The sequence below is a fragment of the Paenibacillus sp. FSL R5-0928 genome, from assembly GCF_037970385.1.
GTDB lineage: Bacteria > Bacillota > Bacilli > Paenibacillales > Paenibacillaceae > Paenibacillus_AQ > Paenibacillus_AQ odorifer.
The window spans coordinates 2,067,814-2,088,982 of sequence record NZ_CP150225.1 but is presented as its reverse complement, the minus strand read 5'-3'; the positions used below and the strand labels follow the sequence as shown (position 1 = coordinate 2,088,982).

Here is a 21,169-nt window from a genome sequence, read left to right as displayed (position 1 = left end):
CCAAAACATCCCCACAAGGTGAGGCTTTGCTCTCTATGCGTACTCAGGTACTTTGCGGGGGATCCAAATATATACTTTGCAAAAGATTCCTTCAATCAACATTCATATTCCATGGGAGGTGGTCATCCTGTCGCAATCATCCGGTCCCTTTTCCTTCGTAGTCTCAAAAGAAGATTGGTCCCTTCATCGTAAAGGTCATCAGGATCAGGAACGCCATCAGCAAAAGGTCAGAGAAGCCATCAAGGATAATTTGCCTGACCTCGTTACCGAAGAGAATATTATCTTGTCAGGCGGTAAGCAGATTGTGAAGGTTCCGATTCGCAGTCTGGATGAATACCGGATTATTTATAACTTCCGTAAACAGAAGCATGTAGGACAGGGGGACGGAGAAAGCCAGGTCGGAGATGTGCTTGGGCGCGATTCACAATCGGCACAGCCAGGCAAAGGAGAAAAAGCAGGCGATCAGCCCGGTCAAGACACCGTGGAAGCAGAGGTCAATCTGGAAGACCTGGAGGACATTCTATTTCAGGATATGGAATTACCACATTTGAAGCCTAAGAATAAGGAAGAGATCGAGGTCAAATCCATTATTTTTAACGATATTCGTAAAAAAGGGATGATGTCCAACATCGATAAAAAACGTACGCTGCTGGAGAATCTTCGGCGCAATGCAAGCAGCGGCAATCCCGGCATCCACAGTATCAGCCCAGATGATCTGCGCTACAAAACATGGGATGATATTAGAACCCCTCATTCCAATGCGGTCATTATTGCCATGATGGATACGTCAGGTTCGATGGGTTCTTTTGAAAAATACTGCGCCCGCAGCTTCTTCTTCTGGATGACCCGTTTTCTGCGCCGCCAGTATGAGAAGGTAGAGATTGTCTTTCTCGCCCACCATACGGAGGCTAAGGAAGTCAGTGAGCATGATTTCTTCACCCGTGGCGAAAGCGGGGGAACGATTTGTTCCTCAGCATATCAGCGAGCGATTGAAATTATCGATAGCCGCTACCCGCCAGCACAGTACAATATTTATCCATTTCACTTCTCCGATGGTGATAATCTCACCTCCGACAACGAACGTTGTGTGAAGCTGATCGGAGAACTGCTGAAACGAAGCAATATGTTCGGCTACGGTGAGGTGAATCAATACAATCGTAGCAGTACCTTAATGTCAGCTTATCGCCACCTGAAACATGAACAATTCATGCATTATGTCATTAAAGACAAAAAAGAAGTGTATCAGGCGCTGAAGACCTTCTTTAGTCCAAAGGGTACGGTTAATTCTTAATGCCCCACTCCAAAACGCGGGTGTCCCAAAAGCCAAGAATGGCTGATGGGACATCCGCGTTTTTGGCGTTGCTCCTTCTTGAACAAAACAACAAACTTCGTAAATTGCGTCATCTGGGTCCGTAGGCATCGGGGATGAGCAAATAGCGTCATCTGGGTCCGCAAGATCAGGGGATACGCAGAATAGTATGTAGGGCAACTTTGGAATTACTGGGGGATCGGCGCATTCGGACACAGATGACCTTATAAGTAGCTTTAGCGCACATTTGGATTGCTATCGGACCCCATAGCTACTATTAGCACGAAAAACACCAAAAACGAGCTTCATTCTGAGCAATAGCTGCACTGGGGTCCGAAATCATGCTCCAAAGGGATAAATTGCTAAATAGTGTCATCTGGGTCCGTAAGTATCGGGGATGGGCAAATTGCTCATCTGAGTCCGTAAATATCAAAGAATGCGTCAGAATAGTATGTAGGGCAACTGTGTGGGATTACTGTAGCGCTCGGCGCTACGGTATAGATTAAAAAATAAGCCAGTGAAATTAAACTAACTTTCTTTTTTCAGTTACATAATAACTCCTACTATACACCTAATTTCACAATTTGGATCGGTACCGATAAACTTGTACTCCCCACCCATGTCAGCTTGTTATCGTAAGCTATGACTGCTGTTTTGTTTTTCCCCCGCTTAGATTTCCACCATGCAAATAACCTCCAATCCCAAACTCTGGAATGTGGAGGTTATTTATATTTAAAAAGCGTTCACCACTACACCCTAATGAACCTTCTCTCTATCCTTGCCTTTATCAGACTCACCAGCATTTTTGTTCGCTGCTTCCCGGTCCTGCATCATCTCATCCACCGTCTTCACCTTCAGGCGAGCAGCGCCCTCGTTGTTAGCGTTCGTTGGGATAAGCTCTCCTGAAGCCAAACGTTCCTTGGCCTTAGCAATAGCTTCGCTGTATTGAGGCAGCCACTGTTCCCCTGCGACGAGCATCTCATCGACCATCTGCCAGATTTCTTTTGGATTACATACGGCACCAACGAGTGGGTCCATCATAAATGCCTGACGCAACAGCTTATCATCGCCGTGTACAGCTGCTTCAACCGCCAGACGTTGTACTGAAATACTAACGTTGCATACGGCGGCAGGTCCAAGCGGCAATTCGCCTACCAGCGGCATGGAGATCCCGTTCCGGTCTACATATCCCGGTGCTTCGATAATAGCGTCATCTGGCAGATTAGAAATCACGCCATTGTTCACTGTATTAAAATGCCCCCGGTACACTCGTCCCGTTTCCAAGCCTTCTATAATATAAGAGCCGTGCTCTTCCCCGCGATTCTCCTTCGTATACTCCAGTGCCGCGTCTTTCATCCAGTTTGGAAAATCTGTCTCGAACCAATTTCGACCTTCCGTGCAGACACGCAGATAACCACCAGTTTCTCCGTTAATCCAGCTCCCCAGATCGATCCAATCCATAATTTCATCACTGCGTTTACGGTACCATGGCACGTACTCACTTAAGTGTCCATTGGATTCTGTACTATAGTAGCCAAAGCGACGTAACATATCAATGCGCACTTTTTCCGTACGGCTGAATTCCGGATGTTTCTCAAAAGCCTCTAAAAGACCTTCGGTCAGATCCTTCCCCTCATGACTTGCTGAAATATACCAGGTCTGGTGATTGATGCCCGCACAGATAATATCAACTTCGGATTTCTTAAGCCCATACACATCCGCAATTTGTTGGTGCCCATGCTGTACACCATGACATAGACCGATGGTCCGAACACCACCATATTTATTGCAGGCCCAGGTCAGCATAGCCATCGGGTTCGAATAGTTAAGCAAAAGCACATCCGGTGCTGCCATCTCCCTAATATCACGGCAAATATTCAGCATCTCCGCAATTCCGCGTTGCCCGTACATGATACCTCCCGCACACAGAGTATCTCCCACACACTGATCGACTCCGTATTTTAAGGGAATGTCCACATCCGTAGCAAAGGCTTCAAGCCCACCCATCCGAATAGTACAAAATACGTACTTAGCATCCTTCAGTGCTTCTCTGCGATCCGTTGTGGCCTGAATTTGTATATTTAAACCATTCTCCTTAATATCACGCTGGCATAGCTCCGTGACCATCTCCAGATTGTGGCTGTTAATATCCATAAATGAGACTTCGATATTTTTAAATTCCGGTACAGTTAGTAAGTCCCGCAACAATCCACGGGTAAATCCAATGCTGCCTGCCCCTATAAAAGACACTTTAAATGACATGGTTATCATCCTCCGGTAATGAATTGGTTGTTCCTGTCCATTGTAGCAAGGGACCTGAGGAAAGCGTAACCAATATCATGACCTCTTTTGAAAGAAGGTGTCAAAAATCCTAACCTATCAACTAAAAATCATGCTCTTCATAACTCCAGGCGTGACGCTCAATGGAATTGCGGAATTCTACAGGCGTGCAATCGGCGTATTTTTTAAAAAGAAGGTGAAAATATTGCCTGCTGCTAATTCCTACGTAATCTGCAATTTCAGCAATCGGGATGTCGCTCTGCCCAAGCAGCATCTTCGCCTTCTCCATTCGCAGCATATTCAAGTAATCGCTGAGTGTCCGACCCGTATGGCTCTTGAAAATTCGATGTAAATATCCGGGATGCAGATTTACTGCGGCAGCGATGTCCTTAACCTGAATGTTCTGGTCATAGTTCTGATGCAGAAATTCGATGCTACGGCGCACATAAAGCTGCGAGGGCTGTTGGCTGGTATGAAGCTGCTCTTGCCGAAGTCTGGATAATCGCAACAGAAGCTCACAAAATAATAAATCAACCATACTTCCCCCCTTCCCGCCGCTCTGATCAAGCTCTAACACAAGTCCCTTTAGAACATGATAGATTTCCTCCGGATCAGGCATTACTAAACTGGAAAAAGGAAGCTGCAGCATTTCTGCGAGCGCCGTTTCTTCACGGGCTAGCTTGCCGACAGAGGGTGCAACCCCTCTATATTCCATGAAGCCAAATTCCACATTTAGCATCCGACAAGGTGCCCCCTCTTCAACAATTAGCCTATGCGGAACATTCGCGTCTAGGATGATCAATTCTCCCCGCTTCAGCCGAACTCTCTCTTCTCCTCCTGAGCTTGGACGGACATCTACGATACAACTCCCTGAGATCAAATACATGATTTCCGTTGAATTATGCTGATGGTAAGACATATTGTAGTTATTCCACTGTTTATAATAGTAAGCAAAAAAATGAGGACTATAATCTCCCTCGATTAAAACCTGCTGAAAAAGACTCCCGCTAGGACTCAGATTTAAGTTCGTCAATGGATCACTACTTTCTTCATTTATTACTTAATACAAGTGTATCCCTTTAGCCACTTCGAAGACAAGATAACCTCCGATAGCGATCAAATCAACAAAAACGAGCAACTCTCCACTATACTGGAAAATTGCTCGTCTCTATTAGAATATTATTGTCATACTTGAAAAGAAACCAAAGAGTGCTTGAGATCCGCTGCCAAGCCCTCCAGCTTTTCCGATAAGGCAACCAATTCCTCACTAACCGTAAATTGCTGAGATGACATAGAAGCTACCTCCTCCGTCGAAGCTGTGGTCTGCTGGACAATGGAGCTGACGCTGGCCATGGATTCACCAAGTTGACGCTGGAACTCAATCAATTCGAGGACAGAAGCAGAAGATTCACTAATATGTCTCATGAAATGTTCCATTTCCTCTTTGACACTCGCAAATATCGTTGACGACTCTCTTACAGAAGAGATTTGTTCACGGAACTTAGGAGCGGCTTCATTGATATCCTTAACGGTGTTCTCGATATGTAGACCAATCTCTTCCGTGATCTTGGAGACCGATTGAATCGACTCATTCGACTGGTTAGCGAGCTGCCTGATTTCATCAGCAATCACTATGAACCCTCTTCCGGCCGCACCTGCCCTAACTGCTTCTATGGTAGCATTTAGCGCCAAAATATTGGTTTGCTTATTCACGGCAATCATAGGGCTGAGAATACTGCGAATTAAATGGGTGCTTTCTCTGAGCTTAGTAGAATTATCTTGAATTCGATTGATCATCTCTACCGTAGACTCACTTTGTTCTACTAGCAGCTTCATCAGCTCTGTACCTTGATTGCTAACCTCAATGACCCGTTCTGCTGAATGGTCCATCACTGTATTTATTTCCGTCACTTCACTCATTTTGCTGCCGATAATCTCAACATTGTGATAACTGCGTTCGGCTTCAACAGCGAGGCTGGCTGACCCCGCTGCAATCTCACCGGTAGCGGTCGCAACCTCTCTGGCATGGAGGGAGATTGTACTTGATGCTTGTACTAATTGTTCCGAAGTAAGGAGGACTTCATCTGCCGAATTCCCGCTCTGCCTTGCAAGCAAAGAGATCTGCTCCATCATTTTGTTGAAGCTGTGACCCAAGCGGCCAATCTCGTCCTTGCCCTTAAAATGGGTTCGTACCTGTAGGTTCCCATGCTCTCCTTCTTCCATCAAGACTGCCAGCTTACCCAGCGGACGCCCTACCAAACGAACAAGAATATAACCGATTAGTAGTGCTATTAAGGCTGCCGCTAGCACCACAGAAAATGTAATATATAAAAGCTTGTCCGCAGACTTGGTAAAATCACTGACGGGAGCATACCCCATAAGCGTCCACTTGGCAGTAGCCAAGGGCTGGTATACAACAAGCTGAGAACTTCCGTTCTCATCCTCCGCTGTAAATGAATGATTCTGCTCTTTACCTTGTTCTTCTGAAACTTTTATGTAAGAGGGTTGACCCAGCTTAGCTTGATCCACACCATACACAATGCTGCCATCCGCACTCAAGATACGAATTTCACCGGTCATCCCAATCTGAAGGTTAGACAGCATTTCAGTCATGGCCTTCCCTTTCACTTCGATTAGCATGTAATACTCCGCTTCGGGATGTACAAGATTACGCAGCAATCTCCCCATAGTTAAGGATGGCTCAGTATAAGCATCAAAAAAGCCTTTCTCACGAACGGGAAACCAGGCTGGCTCTCCTTTAGCTGCGGCAATTTGCTCTAATCTTGCGGAAATGCCTTCATCACTACGAATCCCACTTATACCGGTAGATTTATAAGATTCTGATTCTACCAAGCTCTTGGATACCAGCCTGACGCCATACATCCGCTCATCAGACCCTTTTACCAAGTCCAGCTTTCTGCGAATCCGATCTTCAGCACCCGCTTTGGCCACAGTTGTAAGCTCGCCACTATTTATTTTTTCTAAATCACCCTTTAACACAGAGTCGAGTGCAAACTGCCTTGATAGTGCCTCATACTCTGCCAGCACAAAATCCAGCTTGTCCGCTGCCTGAACTACAGATTGTGTGGAGGCTGCAGCAACCTCATTCGTAATGATATTTTTGGCGGCAAAATAGGAAGTTAATCCTAGCACAGAGGATAAGAGAACTATAGAACTAAATAAAATAACGAACAGTTTAACTCCAACAGATTTAAAATATAGAGTCCAGGACTTTTTCATTAAGTTCACTCCCCATGACGAAATAAGGGTACAGCCCTCCATTTCTGTATAAAGGCTGTACCCTGATTATTTATTAGCATGAAGCGAGCGAATGGGTTTACCCCTTACTTGCTCCTGCTGTCAAGCCATCTACTAGCAGACGTTGCAAGAATACAAACAAAATCATAATTGGAATGGAGATCAAAACCGCACCCGCAGAGAACAAGGTAAAGTTCGTGTTTTGGTTCGTGTTAACCATATCCCACATTCCGACTGCGACCGTCCAGTTCTCCTTCGTCCGCAAAATAAGTCTGGCGAAAATGAAATCCACCCAAGGACCAACAAACTGAGTCAGCGCCATGTAAGTGATCATAGGACGTGACAAGGGTAAGATGATCCGCATAAATATCCCGAAATTACTCGCCCCATCTATTCGAGCCGCCTCATCCAAAGAACGAGGAATCGTATCCAGGAACCCTTTAGCGATAAAGGTCCCACCCAGCGGTGCCCCAGCCGCATAAACGATAATTAACGCAATATGTGTATCCAGCAAATTAAACTCTTTAAGCAGCATATAAATAGCGATCATACTCATAAAACCAGGGAACATACCAAGAATCAATACGGTGGATAACGCTGTTTTACGCGCTTTAAACCGGAATCTGGATACGGCATAACTGGTTAACAAAGTAAGAACTACCCCGATAAGCATCGAGAACACAGCTATTTTCAAGGTATTGGCATACCAAGTCCCAAACATATAGCTGGGTGATGTGAACAATTCTCTGTAATGTGATAAAGTGAATTGCTCGGGAATAAACGTTTTGCTGTACAATGATTTACCAGGTCGGAAGGAAGCTAAGAGAATCCAAAGGGCAGGATAGAGTGCAGCTATCGACAAAGCAATCAAGATAATATAACTACCTGCTAAGCGAATAATGTTCGCGACTTTTCTGCTCATTGGATCATATCCTCCTCTTTAAATGACTTCGTCCGGCGGTAATTGTACAGGGAGAATGAAGCGACAATGATAAAGATAATAATCCCTATTGCCGAAGCCATGTTGTTTTTATTCTGATCAAGCGTTAATTTGTATAACCAGGTTACTAGCAAGTCCGTAGAACCGGCATATTGATAGTCACCATTTACCGGACTACCCCCAGTTAATAGGAAGATTGCGTTAAAGTTGTTGATGTTACCTGCAAACTGCGTAATCAAGGTTGGTGCTGTGGAGAACAATACCATCGGCAACGTTACGATACGGAACTTCTGATAACCCGATGCTCCATCCACCTCAGCAGCTTCATACATATCCCGTGGGATAGTAGTCAGAACGCCCATGATAAGCAGCATAGAAACAGGAATACCTACCCACATATTAACGATAATTACGGTAACCTTAGCCCAGAATGGGTCAGTCAGCCACGGTAATCCATCCAGTCCAAAATACCCCATGTATTGATTGATAGGCCCGAATTGACCGTTAAATAAGTTGCGCATGAGCAGAAGCGAGATTAACTGTGGCACCGCGTAAGGCACAATCAGAATTACTCTCCACATTCCTTTGAAGCGAATGCCCTTCTGACTCACCAGCAAAGCGACCAACAGTCCTCCGAAGTATGTAGTAATGGTTGAAAGAACTGCCCATATAATTGTCCATGTTAATACACCATAAAAAGTGTGGCTCCATGTCTTAAGGACCAATAAATTACGAAAGGTCTGAAATCCAACCCAGTCCACCAATTTGGCGGGTGGAAGATGATCAGGTGCGGAATAGTTCGTAAAGGCCAACAGGATCATGAAGATAATTGGCATAATCGTAAAGAATAGAACACCAATGCCCGGCAAGACTAGAAACGCTTGAGCAAACTTGTAATCCAGGATATAACGAACACTTTGTTTAAAAGTGTTTGCCTGAAGACCGTTATCACGTTTTTCTCCAATCTTGTAAGCATCTCTGATATTCAAATACCACGCGATAATCAATAGAATAAGAATAAGGATGGTGATCAAGCTTTGGATCATAATATAAATCGAGTGATCACCGGTAACCATCTTGGCGATCCCCTTCACTTTAACCAGACGACTCGGATTCTCTCCTAGTGTTACAATGCCCCATAAGGAGTTGGCAAGATTCTCAATAAAATAAAAAACGGCTACAGCTTCTACGGCTAAATATAATATTCCTTTAACGAATTGGCGGTTATATATTTGTCCCAATCCCATAAAAATCGTCGACAGTATTGCGGCCCTCGTGCGATGTCGTTGCATTTCGCTTCCGTTCTCCTCTCAGAGTGAAAATAAGAAGCTGCCAGCCGCTAAACATGCGGCGGGCAGCTTGATTCACTGTATGCTGTTAAGACAGTGAATTATGATCCTTATTGAGATGCACTGTTATTCAAATCTTTGATTTGTTGTACAGCTTTGTCCATTGCTGCTTTTGGATCCCCATTTTTATCCCAAATTTCTGGAAGGGCAGCATTTACTGGACTCCATACGTTACCCATTTCAGGGATAGAAGGCATCGGTTGGGAGTTCTTAGCTTGTTCTGCAAAAACGGACACATAAGGATCGCTAGAGATCTGTGGATCAAGAAGCGCCTCGTTGTTTGTAGGAACCGAACCAATCGTTTTGTTCAGTAACAGCTGAGCGTCTTTGCTTGAAGCAAAATTCGCATACAATTTAGCAGCATTCGGATATTGAGTAAACGAGTTAACTGCGAAAATTTTAATACCAGAGAATGTAATTGCTGTTTTGCCATTCACAGTAGGGATTGGAGCAATACCAAGGTTGTCACCAAGAGCTTCTTTGTATCCTCCAAGCTCCCATGGACCTGTGATATCCATAGCTACATCACCAGAGTTGAACAAGCTGCGTTTGATATCACTGTTGATATCACCACTCTTAATTGGCAATGCTTCCTTCAATTTCACAAATTCTTTAAGTCCTGCAATTGCGCCATCGTTAGCAAGACCGATATCATCTTTATCCGTACCATCCTTACCGAAGAGGTATCCGCCATCGGATGCGATAAACATGTAGTTGAAGTACACGTTTCCTACTTCCCACATAATTCCATATCTATTTTTCGATTTATCCGTGAATGTTTTGCTGAATGCAAGAACATCATCGAATGATTTAGGTGCTTCTTTAACAAGCGATTTATTGTAGAACAATGCATAAGTTTCTGCTGCTCTTGGGTAACCATACAATTCGCCTTCGTACGAAGATCCGATAATCGAAGCTTCAGTATTGTTAGCTTTTGTTTCTTCACCGAAAACATCGTTAGGAAGAACCAAGCTCGCGCTTGCCGCTTTACCTAAGTTATCGTGAGGGATAAGAATAACGTCTGCCGCTAATCCTGAAGGACCATCTTGAGTAAGCTTAGTTACTTGATCCGGGGGTGCCAATTCTTCAACCTTGACTGGAACGTTATATTTTGCTGTGAACTGTTTAGCAATCTCATCTGCAAAAGGTCTTTCTTCTTTACTTTCCCATACCACTAGAGTTGCGCCATCTTCAGGTACGATTTCATCTGTTACTGCTGCATCTGTGCTCTCTGGCGCTGCAGTCTCTGTAGTAGCGTTGTTAGTAGCTTTTGCTGCGTTGTTGCCCCCGTTATTCGTACTGTTGTTGTTCGAACCGCATGCTGTAACGGACAGAGCCATTGAGAAAGCTGCGGTGATAACCATCATTTTTTTCAATTTCATTACTTTAACCCCTCCCAATTTTTAAAAACGTAAGATGGAAAATAGTAGTGCTGCAATCTGCGCAAACGATTTCAGAAAGGCTAAAAAAAAAGTTCTTCTTTTAGCTTGCTCCTTCTGTATCTGCATTTCACAGGTAAGAAAGCGCTTCATCCATGAGTACATCATACAACAGTAACGATTGTTTTTAAAAACGTTTGCATATACTGTATTGGGTCATTTTCCATTAATTGATATACATTATAGGCATATATCTCCATTTTTCACATGATATCTTTTAATTAGTCGATAATTCATGTGTTTAATATTGGAATATCTATTTTATTTGCCCCTAATATGCCACATTTTCTCTATTTCAAGAGATTTCTCATAAATTAACGTTCACAATGCTCGTTTACTTTAGTGAAATTTAGTGCAATGGTTTGAACAAGAGTATTGAAAGCCCTTTTATTCCATGCTATAATCCAAAACGTTAAGAGGCTGTCCAGCATGAGCACAACATCTCTTGTCTGCCTCCTGTTCTATACAATTAAAAGGCAATGTTACTTATCAAAGGTACAACCTCGGGCAAGCTACGTCGCGGTGGCTGTGCCTCTTTGTTATGTGCTACTCTGCTACTGATTTAGTGCATGTTGCATAAAAAACTGTGCAACCAATAACAATAGCGACATTCTACATTCCACGCGCTCTGTGGAGTATCGTCCGGGAATAGTTTATGCTTTCGATGTGGTTTTGCCGAAGTGTTCGAGGAAGTAACGCTAACAAAACTTAGCCTATGCTTTCGATGCGGTTTTGCCGAAGTGTCCGAGGAAGTAGCGCTAACAAAACTTAGCCTATGCTTTCGATGTGGTTTTGCCGAAGTGTCCGAGGAAGTAACGCTAACAAAACTTTAGGAGGATTTATCATGTTACTGGAAGCAGTGTATCATCGTCCGCGGTTAAATTGGTCTTATGCCTATAATGAAAGTACGATTCACCTGCGTCTGCGCGCTAAAAAAGGGGATTTAACCGAAGTGTTCGCCTTTGCTGGAGATAAATACGCTTGGGATACCACAAAAGAACTAATTCCCATGACCCTCTTCACCTCCGATGCTATGTTTGACTATTGGGAATGTGCTTCAGTACCTCTCTACCGCCGCTTGAAATACGGCTTCTTACTTCAAAAAGATAACGAACGAATTTGGATGACCGAAAGTGACTTTCAAACGGTGCGGCCGGAAAACCCAAACAAGCTGTTCGAATTCCCCTTCATTAACCGCGTTGATGTATTCGCTCCGCCTGCCTGGGTAAAGGACGCTGTTTTTTATCAGATCTTCCCAGAACGCTTTGCAAATGGTGACCCGAGCCTTGATCCGGAAAATGTTCAGCCATGGGGCTCCGAACCAACACCAACCAATTTTTTTGGCGGCGACCTGCAAGGGGTTATTGATCATTTAGATCATCTTAACGAGCTTGGGATCACTGCTATTTATTTCACACCTATCTTTGATGCAACTACTAATCACAAATACGATACAGAAGACTATATGAAAGTCGATCCGCATTTTGGAGATATTGAGACTTTAAAAAAGCTCGTCGATAGCTGCCATAAACGTGGGATTCGTGTCCTGCTAGATGCCGTATTCAATCATTCTGGCAGAACCTTTGCCCCTTTTGTGGATGTTCAAGAAAAAGGAGAGGCTTCCGCCTTTAAAGATTGGTTCCATATTCGCAAGTTTCCACTTCAAATTGAAAACGGTGTCCCTACTTATGACACCTTTGCTTTTGAACCGCTAATGCCAAAGCTAAACACAGAACATCCTGAAGTTAAACAATACTTACTGAAAGTCGCAGAATACTGGATCAAAGAAGTTGGGATCGATGGCTGGCGTCTGGACGTTGCCAATGAAGTGGATCATGATTTCTGGCGGGAATTCCGCAAGGTGGTTAAACGTGCTAATCCTGAGGCTTACATATTGGGAGAAATCTGGCATGAATCTGCACCTTGGCTAGAAGGCGATAAATTTGATGCCGTTATGAACTATCCTTTCACTGACGCTGTCCTTGACTTCTTTGTGCATGGCACTCTTGATGCTGAAGAATTCGCTAATTCCATTGGCAAACAGTTATCGCGCTATCCGCTGCAGGCAAGTGAAGTTGCTTTTAATCTGCTGGACAGCCACGATACTCCACGACTGCTTACGCTGGCTGCTGGAGACAAAAACAAGATGCGATTAGCGGCACTGTTCCAATTCACCTTTATGGGCACTCCCTGCATCTATTACGGTGACGAGATCGGCATGGACGGTGAAGGTGACCCTGGTTGCCGCAAATGCATGGAGTGGAACCCTGAAAAGCAGGATCGTGAGCTCTTCGAGTTCTATCGTCAGCTTATTCAAATACGCAACGATCACCCTGCTCTCCGCACAGGTACATTTACCTTCCTTGAGGCAGGACAACAAGGCAGCAAGCTAGCCTATGAGCGCCGGCTGGATCTGCAGACAATTGTCGTACTAATCAACAGTGAAGAGACCGCTCAGACCTTCCGTATTGACGTAGACGAGCGGGATTGGGAGAACTTGTTTACAGGCGAAACACTGCGCACAGAACGCAGCAAGCTGATCGTGAAGATGCCAGCCTATGGATTCACTATCCTAAAGGCAATCATCTAAAAGGTTTCTTTCCACTGCTCAGCCATACAGCATAACAAAACAGGGTATCTCGCAAGCGATAATCGCTTCGGGATACCCTGTTTTCTTTTGGAGAATACTAAAATGCTAACCGCTGCTCAAACTAAGGGGTGCCAGAATTCAGCACACTTTAGTTTAGCCTACTTGCTCAGCAGCGTATAAATAACCTGTGCGCTTTCTGCGCGGGTCATCCATGCTTTTGGAGCGAATCGATTGTTCTCTCGGCCTTGCAGGAGTCCTAAGTCTGCTGCAGTCTTCACATAGGCTTCCGCCCACTTGCTAATACTTGAAGCGTCAGTAAATGCCGTAGAGGCTGCTACAGGCTCAAGCTTCTTACCAGACTTCACTTCAAGTGCGCGGATCGCCATAACAGCCATTTCCTCACGGGTAATTGATGCATTCGGCGCAAAAATATTATTACTCCGTCCACTAACAATACCCAGCTTAGCAGCTGTAGCTACATATGAGGCATACCATGCATCTGACCTGATGTCAGTAAACAGGACCTGCCCTTCCGCTTTTAAGCCAAGTGCACGTACTAGTAGTGCTGTAAATTCCGCACGGCTAACATTACTTTTCGGATCAAACTCAGAGGTAGTAACCCCTGACACAATTTGTTTGGCGGCAAGTGATTGAATCGCCTTAAATGCCCAATAGGTTGCAGGAACATCTTTGAACGACTTATCGATTTCAAGCACAGCATACTTACTGAAGTGTGTGACTTGTGCCGTGATCACCTCTCCATTCAGCTGTCCTCCCACGTACTCTAACCCGCCATTATCACTTAAATAATAGATTCCGATTAAGTCTTTGTTGAATTGCCCTTTAATCTTAAATGAGATCGTAATCGGCTCATCGAACTGCTTAATTACAATCCGAGTACCGTCTTTCATCAGCACGCTAAGTCTGAATTCAAATACATCGGAAAGAGAGCTAACATGAGCACTATCATTGTTTAAACCGTCTACTATGGCTTTCGCAGCAGACTGCGCCAGTGGCTTCAGTTCAAGCAAGATTTGGGCACCTACCCCATCAATACCTGAAGCTAAACTTGGCATTGTACTTAAAAGCTGGCTAGGGATAGTAACTAACAGATCTCCCATTTTAAACACAAGATCATCAGTTCCTAGTATTTGTGCAGCTTGTAAAGGTAAGCGTACCGCTGTCTTACCAGCAGCAACATCAATTTGCACCTTGCCTTCTTTACCATTCTTCAAGCTATCCTCATTCACAACCTGAGTATCCGCTGGCGGTGTAGGGCTAGGGTTAACAACAACTCCAGAGGTTGGTGCCGCTGTAGCTTCTGGCGTTGGTGTCACCTCAGGCGAAGGTGTTACTTCTGGTGTCGACGTTGGTGTCGGTGTTGGCGTCGGTGTTGGCGTCGACGTTGGTGTCGGCGTTGGCGTCGATGTTGGTGTCGGCGTTGGCGTCGATGTTGGTGTCGGCGTTGGCGTCGATGTTGGTGTCGGCGTTGGCGTTGGTGTCGGTGTTGGTGTTGGTGTCGGCGTTGATGTTGGTGTCGACGTTGGTGTTGGTGTCGACGTTGGCGTTGGTGTCGGTATAACATCCGATACCTCAGCCAAAATAACCGTACCTCCATCATCTCTACCTGGCAGATCAATATTTACCTTTTGATCCTCGGAAACCATGTATGTTTTACCGCTGTATTCATCGGTTACCGATGAATTAGCAGCAAACGGTACTGGAATCGTTACAGAACTCTCACTAGTTTTAGTATTGATTACCGTCACTACGTTCTCATCTTCATAAGATTTGTTGAAAGCCAAATAACCTGAATCATCTGAACCTGCGAGCTTCGTGCGCGCACCTTTGGAATACACTTTGGAGTACTTCGCACGGATATTCAACAGCTTTTGATAATGGTCATGTAGTGGCTTCTCTGCCGTTAATTGATCCCAAGGCATATCCTTACGGTTCTCACTGAATTGACCTTCAGACATATTTCCAGCATTGCTGCCTGAATTACCCAGTTCTTCTCCGTAGTATATTACCGGCTGTCCTTTGGCGGTAATTTGCAGAGCTGCAGCAATCTTCAGCTTGCCTTTATCGCCTCCCACATAATCAGACAAGAAACCATTCTCATCGTGACTGCTCAGGAATTGAGCCATCATCTTCGTATTGTCGATCTTCAATTCACGTTCCTGCAGATAAGCATCCACACTGTTTACCTTACCATTTGCAAAATCTCTGGCTGCATCTTTAAATCCAAAATCAAGCAGCCCATCCATCTGGCTAGTTTCGAGCATTCCACCATTGTTATCAATGGTTCCACCGAAGTATTCGCCGGTCATTTTGAAGTTTGGATCCATCGCTGTCAGTGCATTTTTAAAGGCTTTCCAAGTCGTATCGTCCACGTGTTTGACCGTATCCACACGGAAATAATCAATCGTGTCTCCACGTTCCGTACGTGCGTTGTCTAACCAGCCTGTTTGCCAAGCGATAATTTTTTCACGAACGGCTGGATCTTCCGTTTTGAAATCTGGCAGGAAAGCAAGTTCGCCCTTAATTGGATCTGTATCTGCGGATACACCATCCGTGCGCAGCATCCCTTCGAAACGTGCTTTATCCTCAGCTGTAATTGTCGGATAGGTATCCTCAGCTTTCAGACCGTAACCCGTATGATTGAGTACAACGTCAACCATGATCTTGATCCCTTTGTCATGCGCCTTTTCGATCAGCTCCTTGAAGGTGGCCATATCGCCAAGATGCTCGTCGAGCTTGGTAAAATCTTTTGCCCAATACCCATGGTATCCATATTGTTCGCTGCCAAAGTCAACGCCTTTGTTAAAATCAATATTATCTACGATTGGCGTGATCCATAACGTGTTAATTCCTAGCTCTTGCAAATAATCGAGATTGTCGATCATCCCCCGGAAATCTCCACCATGATAAGCTTCCAGATGATCTTTATTCACATTCTCATTATTCGTTGGGTCACCGTCTTTAAATCGGTCTGTAAGCGCGAAATAAATTCGAGCCTCATCCCAATCAAAATCCAGCTTATCCCCTGTATAGGTTCTTGCTTTTACCTCAAGTGTAGCCTTTTCCTTATGTGCATTGCCGTATTGGTCTACGAGCGTAATCGGAATATCCTTGATGCCCGCTGACACCGTGTCTTCCACAGCAACCGTTTGTTTCAAGAGTTCCGTATCCAGCTTAACTTTGCTAGGGCCCCCAAGATTAGTTAAATCCATATATGCTTCAGAGTAAGTTACTTCTTCCGAAGAGGAAGCGTGGATGGTTACAACAGCATTCTGATTGGATGTGACTGCCTCTGGACTTACGGATGTCGCAATCTTAACGACAGGTTGATGATAATCAATAACAGATTCATCATTCACCGTATTCTTTGGATCTGTAATTTCGGTAGTGACGCCGTCTTTAGTAATCAAGAAAGTATATTTATACATACCTTCTTTTAAATCAGCCAGTGTGTAAGTGAACCACTCGTTAGCCGGATCATAGATCATTGGATACGAAGTGCCGTTCACTTTTACTTTAGCAGCTGTTATTGCGTCCATATTTCCATTACGGAACAAAGCGTCGTCGCGGTATCTGAAAGTAATCGTTCCATCTTTTAAAATAGGGCCGCTAATACTTGGTTTGATATCAAGCTCTTTAACCATACTGGTTACATACACCTTAGTGAACGGTTCACCAGGGGTCAACGGAATAACACGATCGTCTGGGTAGTCTAGTTTCCCCGTGTTCCAATCCGTACCTTTGCGCAGGACAAATCCAACGCTTGTTGCATTCTCCGCAACCTCAATCAGAACGCTCGCTGTGCCATTCTTAAAGGTTGTGAAATCAATCTGGTCATTTTTAGCTCCAGTGTTCCACACCCAGATATTCCAATCCTTATAGTCCTTATCGCTACGGGTATAAGTGAATTGAACATATCGTTTGTCAGTAACTTTAACGGTGACGGTTGTAGAAATACCCTCATAAGAGATAGTAAGGGTTGCCGTTCCTAGCCCAACCGCTTTGACTAGACCTTTATCAGTTACTGTAGCTACTTCAGGTTTATTAGAGAGGTAAGTAGCCTTCGTAGTAACATTACTTCTGCTATTGTCATCATATTTCGCAAAAACAGCGGTTTGATGCGTATTTCCTGCTGCCAGCGTGTAGCTTGCACTATCTGTTTCCAAAGAGTTCAGCGTAACTGGTGCAGCTTCCTTTTGAATAATCACGGCCGTCAAAGGCTCTAGTGTAATTGAATTTGCTGTCAAAATAAAACCTGACTGCTGTGCAGCCGGTATCGCTGTAACACCAGCTTCATCGTTGTCCACAAGCACCTGACCGCCCGTCAAATCCTCAGATAAGGTCAGCTTTCTAGTTGTGCTGTCACCATTCATGAAGACATAATAGATACCAGTGCCATCTGTTGCTTTGTTGGAATAGCCGATGACAAGATCGTTATCCTTCATTTCTGGAGCAGGGATCAGGTTAATGTTAGAGTCAACCAAATCCTTATCGCCCAATCGGAAGGCATCCGTTGATTTTCTCAGCTCCATCAGACCCGACGTATATTTTCTTGTCGTGTTCTGTACTGGGAACTTAGATTCATCTGTTGCTTTGGTCCAATCAAACATGTTAACTGCATCCGATGAATCGTAAGAATCATGAATGAAATAGCCGAACGATTGGTTGTTATTGTCGAACATCTCTGTGAATTTATCCTCAGGAATCGTTGTGCCCTTCCACTGCTTAGTCCGCCCATATTCCTGACCGGCATGGATAAAGGCTGTACCTTGAGAAGTTAATACGAGCATATTTCCTAATCTGATCCGCTGCTGAATTTCAAGCTCATTCTCAGCGATATCCGGATCCTTCTTGATCGATTGTGCTATGACATCATGAAGTGTCAGATTATCATGAGCTTCGATATATGGGACGATATCACCCGGATCATCTGCTGGTGTATTCGAAGGTTGAGCTTTGATATTGTCCAGGATTGTAGCGATCGGACGTGCTCCACCTGTAATAAATCTAGGCTGACCTTCGGAACCATAACCAGACTTCAATTCATTACGGAATTCATCTGAGAAAACACCGACACTATCCGTTTTGTCCATCCAATCCTGATCTGCACCTTGCCCAGCGAGAGAAGGATCAGCCGCGGCGCCGCCGAATGTTCTCCAGCCTTCACCAATAAAGAGTGCCTTCGGATTCACTGCTGCTGCGGCATCATAAGCATGCTGAACAGCATCAGCTGTCGCATCGCCCATCATATCCCAGCGCATTCCATCAATCTTGTACTCTTCAAACCAGTATTTTACCGAATCAACCATCAGCTTCTCAGCCATTTTATGGTTGGTGGCTAAATTGTTGCCGAACCCCCCGATAAAGTTACCGTTTGCATCTTGGAAGGCATAGTAATTAGGTACGATGTCGTTTAAAAATTCTTTTTTAGCCATATGAGTATACACTACGTCCAGAATGACACCCATTCCAGCTTCATGCACGGCATCAATCAAACCTTTTAATTCTTTAATCCGCTCTTCTGGATCGGCAGGGTTCTGTGAATAGGCCCCGTCCGGTGAAAAATAGCTGTGAGGATCATAACCCCAGTTGTATTCATTGTTTTTTGCGGAATAATCCGGCTCTCTAGTCCCCATCTTCGTCTCATCCCCGTAATACCAAGCCATCACAGGAAGCAACTGAACATGCGTTACACCAAGAGATTTAATATAATCAAGTTTCTTTTCAAAAGCGCTATAAGAACCCCATCTTTCCCCACTCAGACTATCCTCGATCGATACATCCGATGTAAAATCTCTCACGTGGACTTCGTAGATGATGGCGTCCTCACGTTTTTCGTAGCCTTTTATATCAGCATACCCAAAGGTATCTGGGTTCGTCTGGCTTAAATCAACAATAGCCGCTTTGCCCACTGTATCCCCGCCAGCACCAGCAGCACCTGTGGTATCCACAGTAAATACCGCCATTGATTTAGCATAAGGATCAAGAACCTTATGGGTTACACCGTCATTCGTTACTTCGTATTGATAAAAGAAGCCCCTTACATCTGTTGCCGTTGTGCCTGTCAAATCAGCTGGCTTCAGCTGGACTGACCAAACCCCTTGCTCGCCGAGCGTTAAAGCAACACTGCCCACTTGCACGTTAGAGTCATTCTTATCGTAAAGATTCACAACGACCGAGCTTGCTTTAGGTGCCCATAATTTCAATGTGGCTGTTTTGTCAGCATTATACGTAGCTCCAAGATCGTCTCCTGTATAGTTGTACATTTCATCAAGCATTCTCCAGCCACTTGCGGCTGAGACCGTTTTACCTGAATAGGTAACGCTAAGCGGAACTTTTTCCAGATCAAATGCTTCTGTATCCACTTCGATTGAAGTTTTGCTTGTAAGGGTTACAGCAGTAATCGGGATTGCAGCGCCCTCTTTATCCTTAACTGTAATTGCTGTCTTTAAGGCTGCTGGATCCAAACCGTCAGTCAGTGTGAAGCCGAGAAGGATTTTGCTCGTCGACAGCACCTCTGCGGATACTAAGCCAATAGGTGTCTCACCAAACGGAGAAACATAAACATTGTTGTCTCCTTCTTTAACCCATAGCTGATTGTATCGATCCAGCAGGCTAAAGGTTTTATTGTCACCGTCCTTATCACCGTTCGAAGGTTTCATCACAATAAAGCCGATTTTCTTCGCATTCTCAATAAGCGGAACATCAACATATGCACCATAACGATCTGTTTGATCTGCTACAAAAGGAGTAGCTCCAGACGGCCAATTTTCGGATGGGGCTACGACGTCATCCCACAGCCACAGTCCATATTGATCATGATTTGTATCAGCTCTGGTATAGTGAATTCGCACTGTATTAGGAGCAAGTGTAACTGGTTCATACGGTGTTACATCATTTGAACCCTGCTTGATCCAAATTTCATTCGCCTCAGGCGTGTTAATGGCAAAGAGTTTATCCCCTTCATCCTTGGCCTGAGTGACTCGGTTTACCACAAGGAACGAAATTTTCTTAGCTCCATCCTTCACTGGCACGTCAACATAAGCACCATAAGAATCGATTTGCCCTTCAGGAAATGGAGTTGCACCTGTAGGCCAATTTGCGGAAGGGGATTGAACATCATCCCATGTCCATAATCCCTGATTTTCATAGTCACCAGCTGTCCGATTGTAGTGAATACGGATGTGTCCAGCCGGAACAGGAGTAACCTCAACAGGTTCAGAAGGAATTTTATATTCTGCTGTCACACTGCCATCCAGTGGATTAAATTTAAAGGTAACCAGAAGATCTGAAGGAAGACTCAGATTATTAGCAGTTTCGGGATACAATTGATCCCCGGCTTCACCGTCTCCTGGAACAGAAACTTGGTAGGTGTAATCTCCCTTAGGAAGGGTAGCCACCGTACTGTAAACATCATCAAAATCAGGATCAGATAATACGGTAAGTGCTTCTGCCGGCAGGTTTCCTGTCAATCTTGGTAGTTTAGCGGAAGCAATCGGTGTGTAATACGTGGAATCAGCTATTTTATGAGTTAAGTCATTATAATAAAAGGTTACGGCAGTCTCTGTTTCCAGCTTGATATGGATATTCTCCCCATCATTTGTTCCCTGAGGATTGGTGTAACTTGTGAATCCATAGTTCTCGTCCCATAAATCATTAAGAGTAACCTTGTAGTTATATTCTCCTGCCGGCAGAGTGCCTGTAAAAGAATATAGGCCATTATCTGAATAGGTCATTTGGGTAACTACTGATGTCTCATTCCAATCCTTACCCGGCGTTTCCGCACCTGTCGATGTAAATTTAGACTGCAGATCCCCAACCAATACAACCTTCGTCGTTGCTGCTGTAACATTAACAGGATGTAGTCCAAGACCAGAGAACACGAGAGCAATAATCATAAAGATCGCAAATGCCCTCTTCCCCCATAAAGTTATTTTCATTTTTGCAAAACCTCCCATAATTATGAATTCCCTTTTCGCAAGC

The 21,169-nt window shown here is 44.5% G+C and carries 9 protein-coding genes; 2 read left to right on the top strand and 7 right to left on the bottom strand.

Annotated features, from left to right (window positions below):
- Positions 1–127 precede the first annotated feature (127 nt).
- Positions 128–1,291 carry a sporulation protein YhbH gene (gene yhbH / locus MKZ16_RS08870; RefSeq protein WP_036684553.1) on the top strand — a complete coding sequence of 388 codons (1,164 nt, stop codon included), beginning with the start codon at positions 128–130 and terminating at the stop codon, positions 1,289–1,291.
- Between the two features lie 774 nt (positions 1,292–2,065).
- On the opposite strand, the gene MKZ16_RS08865 is transcribed toward yhbH, so the two are convergent.
- The 6 genes from MKZ16_RS08865 to MKZ16_RS08840 all read right to left on the bottom strand — a co-directional run bounded on the left by MKZ16_RS08865 (position 2,066) and on the right by MKZ16_RS08840 (position 10,518).
- A complete protein-coding gene (locus MKZ16_RS08865; RefSeq protein ID WP_076103979.1) occupies positions 2,066–3,571 on the bottom strand; it encodes an alpha-glucosidase/alpha-galactosidase in 1,506 nt (501 codons plus the stop codon).
- A 121-nt stretch (positions 3,572–3,692) separates the two neighbouring features.
- On the bottom strand, positions 3,693–4,622 hold the full coding sequence (locus MKZ16_RS08860; RefSeq protein ID WP_094903395.1) for an AraC family transcriptional regulator: 930 nt from the start codon (positions 4,620–4,622) through the stop codon (positions 3,693–3,695).
- 152 nt (positions 4,623–4,774) lie between these two features.
- Entirely contained in the window at positions 4,775–6,829 is a 2,055-nt protein-coding gene (locus MKZ16_RS08855) for a methyl-accepting chemotaxis protein (protein ID WP_081393326.1), read from the bottom strand.
- Positions 6,830–6,926: 97 nt separating this feature from the next.
- Complete coding sequence (locus MKZ16_RS08850; RefSeq protein ID WP_036684372.1) at positions 6,927–7,769, bottom strand: sugar ABC transporter permease; 843 nt, start codon at positions 7,767–7,769, stop codon at positions 6,927–6,929.
- Positions 7,766–9,079, bottom strand: a complete 1,314-nt coding sequence (locus MKZ16_RS08845; RefSeq protein ID WP_036684375.1) for a sugar ABC transporter permease — start codon at positions 9,077–9,079, stop codon at positions 7,766–7,768. Before MKZ16_RS08845 ends, MKZ16_RS08850 begins: the two co-directional genes overlap by 4 nt.
- A gap of 107 nt (positions 9,080–9,186) precedes the next feature.
- Positions 9,187–10,518, bottom strand: coding sequence for a maltose ABC transporter substrate-binding protein (locus MKZ16_RS08840; protein ID WP_036684378.1), 1,332 nt, complete (start codon positions 10,516–10,518; stop codon positions 9,187–9,189).
- Positions 10,519–11,419: 901 nt separating this feature from the next.
- On the opposite strand from MKZ16_RS08840, the gene MKZ16_RS08835 reads away from it, so the two are divergent.
- Positions 11,420–13,165: an alpha-glycosidase gene (locus MKZ16_RS08835; protein WP_076103981.1), complete on the top strand. Its 1,746-nt coding sequence runs from the start codon at positions 11,420–11,422 to the stop codon at positions 13,163–13,165.
- A 158-nt stretch (positions 13,166–13,323) separates the two neighbouring features.
- On the opposite strand, the gene MKZ16_RS08830 is transcribed toward MKZ16_RS08835, so the two are convergent.
- The gene (locus MKZ16_RS08830; protein ID WP_081393327.1) at positions 13,324–21,126 is read right to left on the bottom strand and encodes a pullulanase; all 7,803 of its coding nucleotides are present in this window, start codon (positions 21,124–21,126) and stop codon (positions 13,324–13,326) included.
- Positions 21,127–21,169 lie beyond the last annotated feature (43 nt).

Coding starts and splice junctions, on each gene's coding strand:
- MKZ16_RS08865 (WP_076103979.1), bottom strand. CDS start 3,571: ATGTCATTTAAAGTGTCTTTTATAGGGGCAGGCAGCATTGGATTTACC.
- MKZ16_RS08855 (WP_081393326.1), bottom strand. CDS start 6,829: ATGAAAAAGTCCTGGACTCTATATTTTAAATCTGTTGGAGTTAAACTG.
- MKZ16_RS08850 (WP_036684372.1), bottom strand. CDS start 7,769: ATGAGCAGAAAAGTCGCGAACATTATTCGCTTAGCAGGTAGTTATATT.
- MKZ16_RS08845 (WP_036684375.1), bottom strand. CDS start 9,079: ATGCAACGACATCGCACGAGGGCCGCAATACTGTCGACGATTTTTATG.
- MKZ16_RS08840 (WP_036684378.1), bottom strand. CDS start 10,518: ATGAAATTGAAAAAAATGATGGTTATCACCGCAGCTTTCTCAATGGCT.
- MKZ16_RS08835 (WP_076103981.1), top strand. CDS start 11,420: ATGTTACTGGAAGCAGTGTATCATCGTCCGCGGTTAAATTGGTCTTAT.
- MKZ16_RS08830 (WP_081393327.1), bottom strand. CDS start 21,126: ATGAAAATAACTTTATGGGGGAAGAGGGCATTTGCGATCTTTATGATT.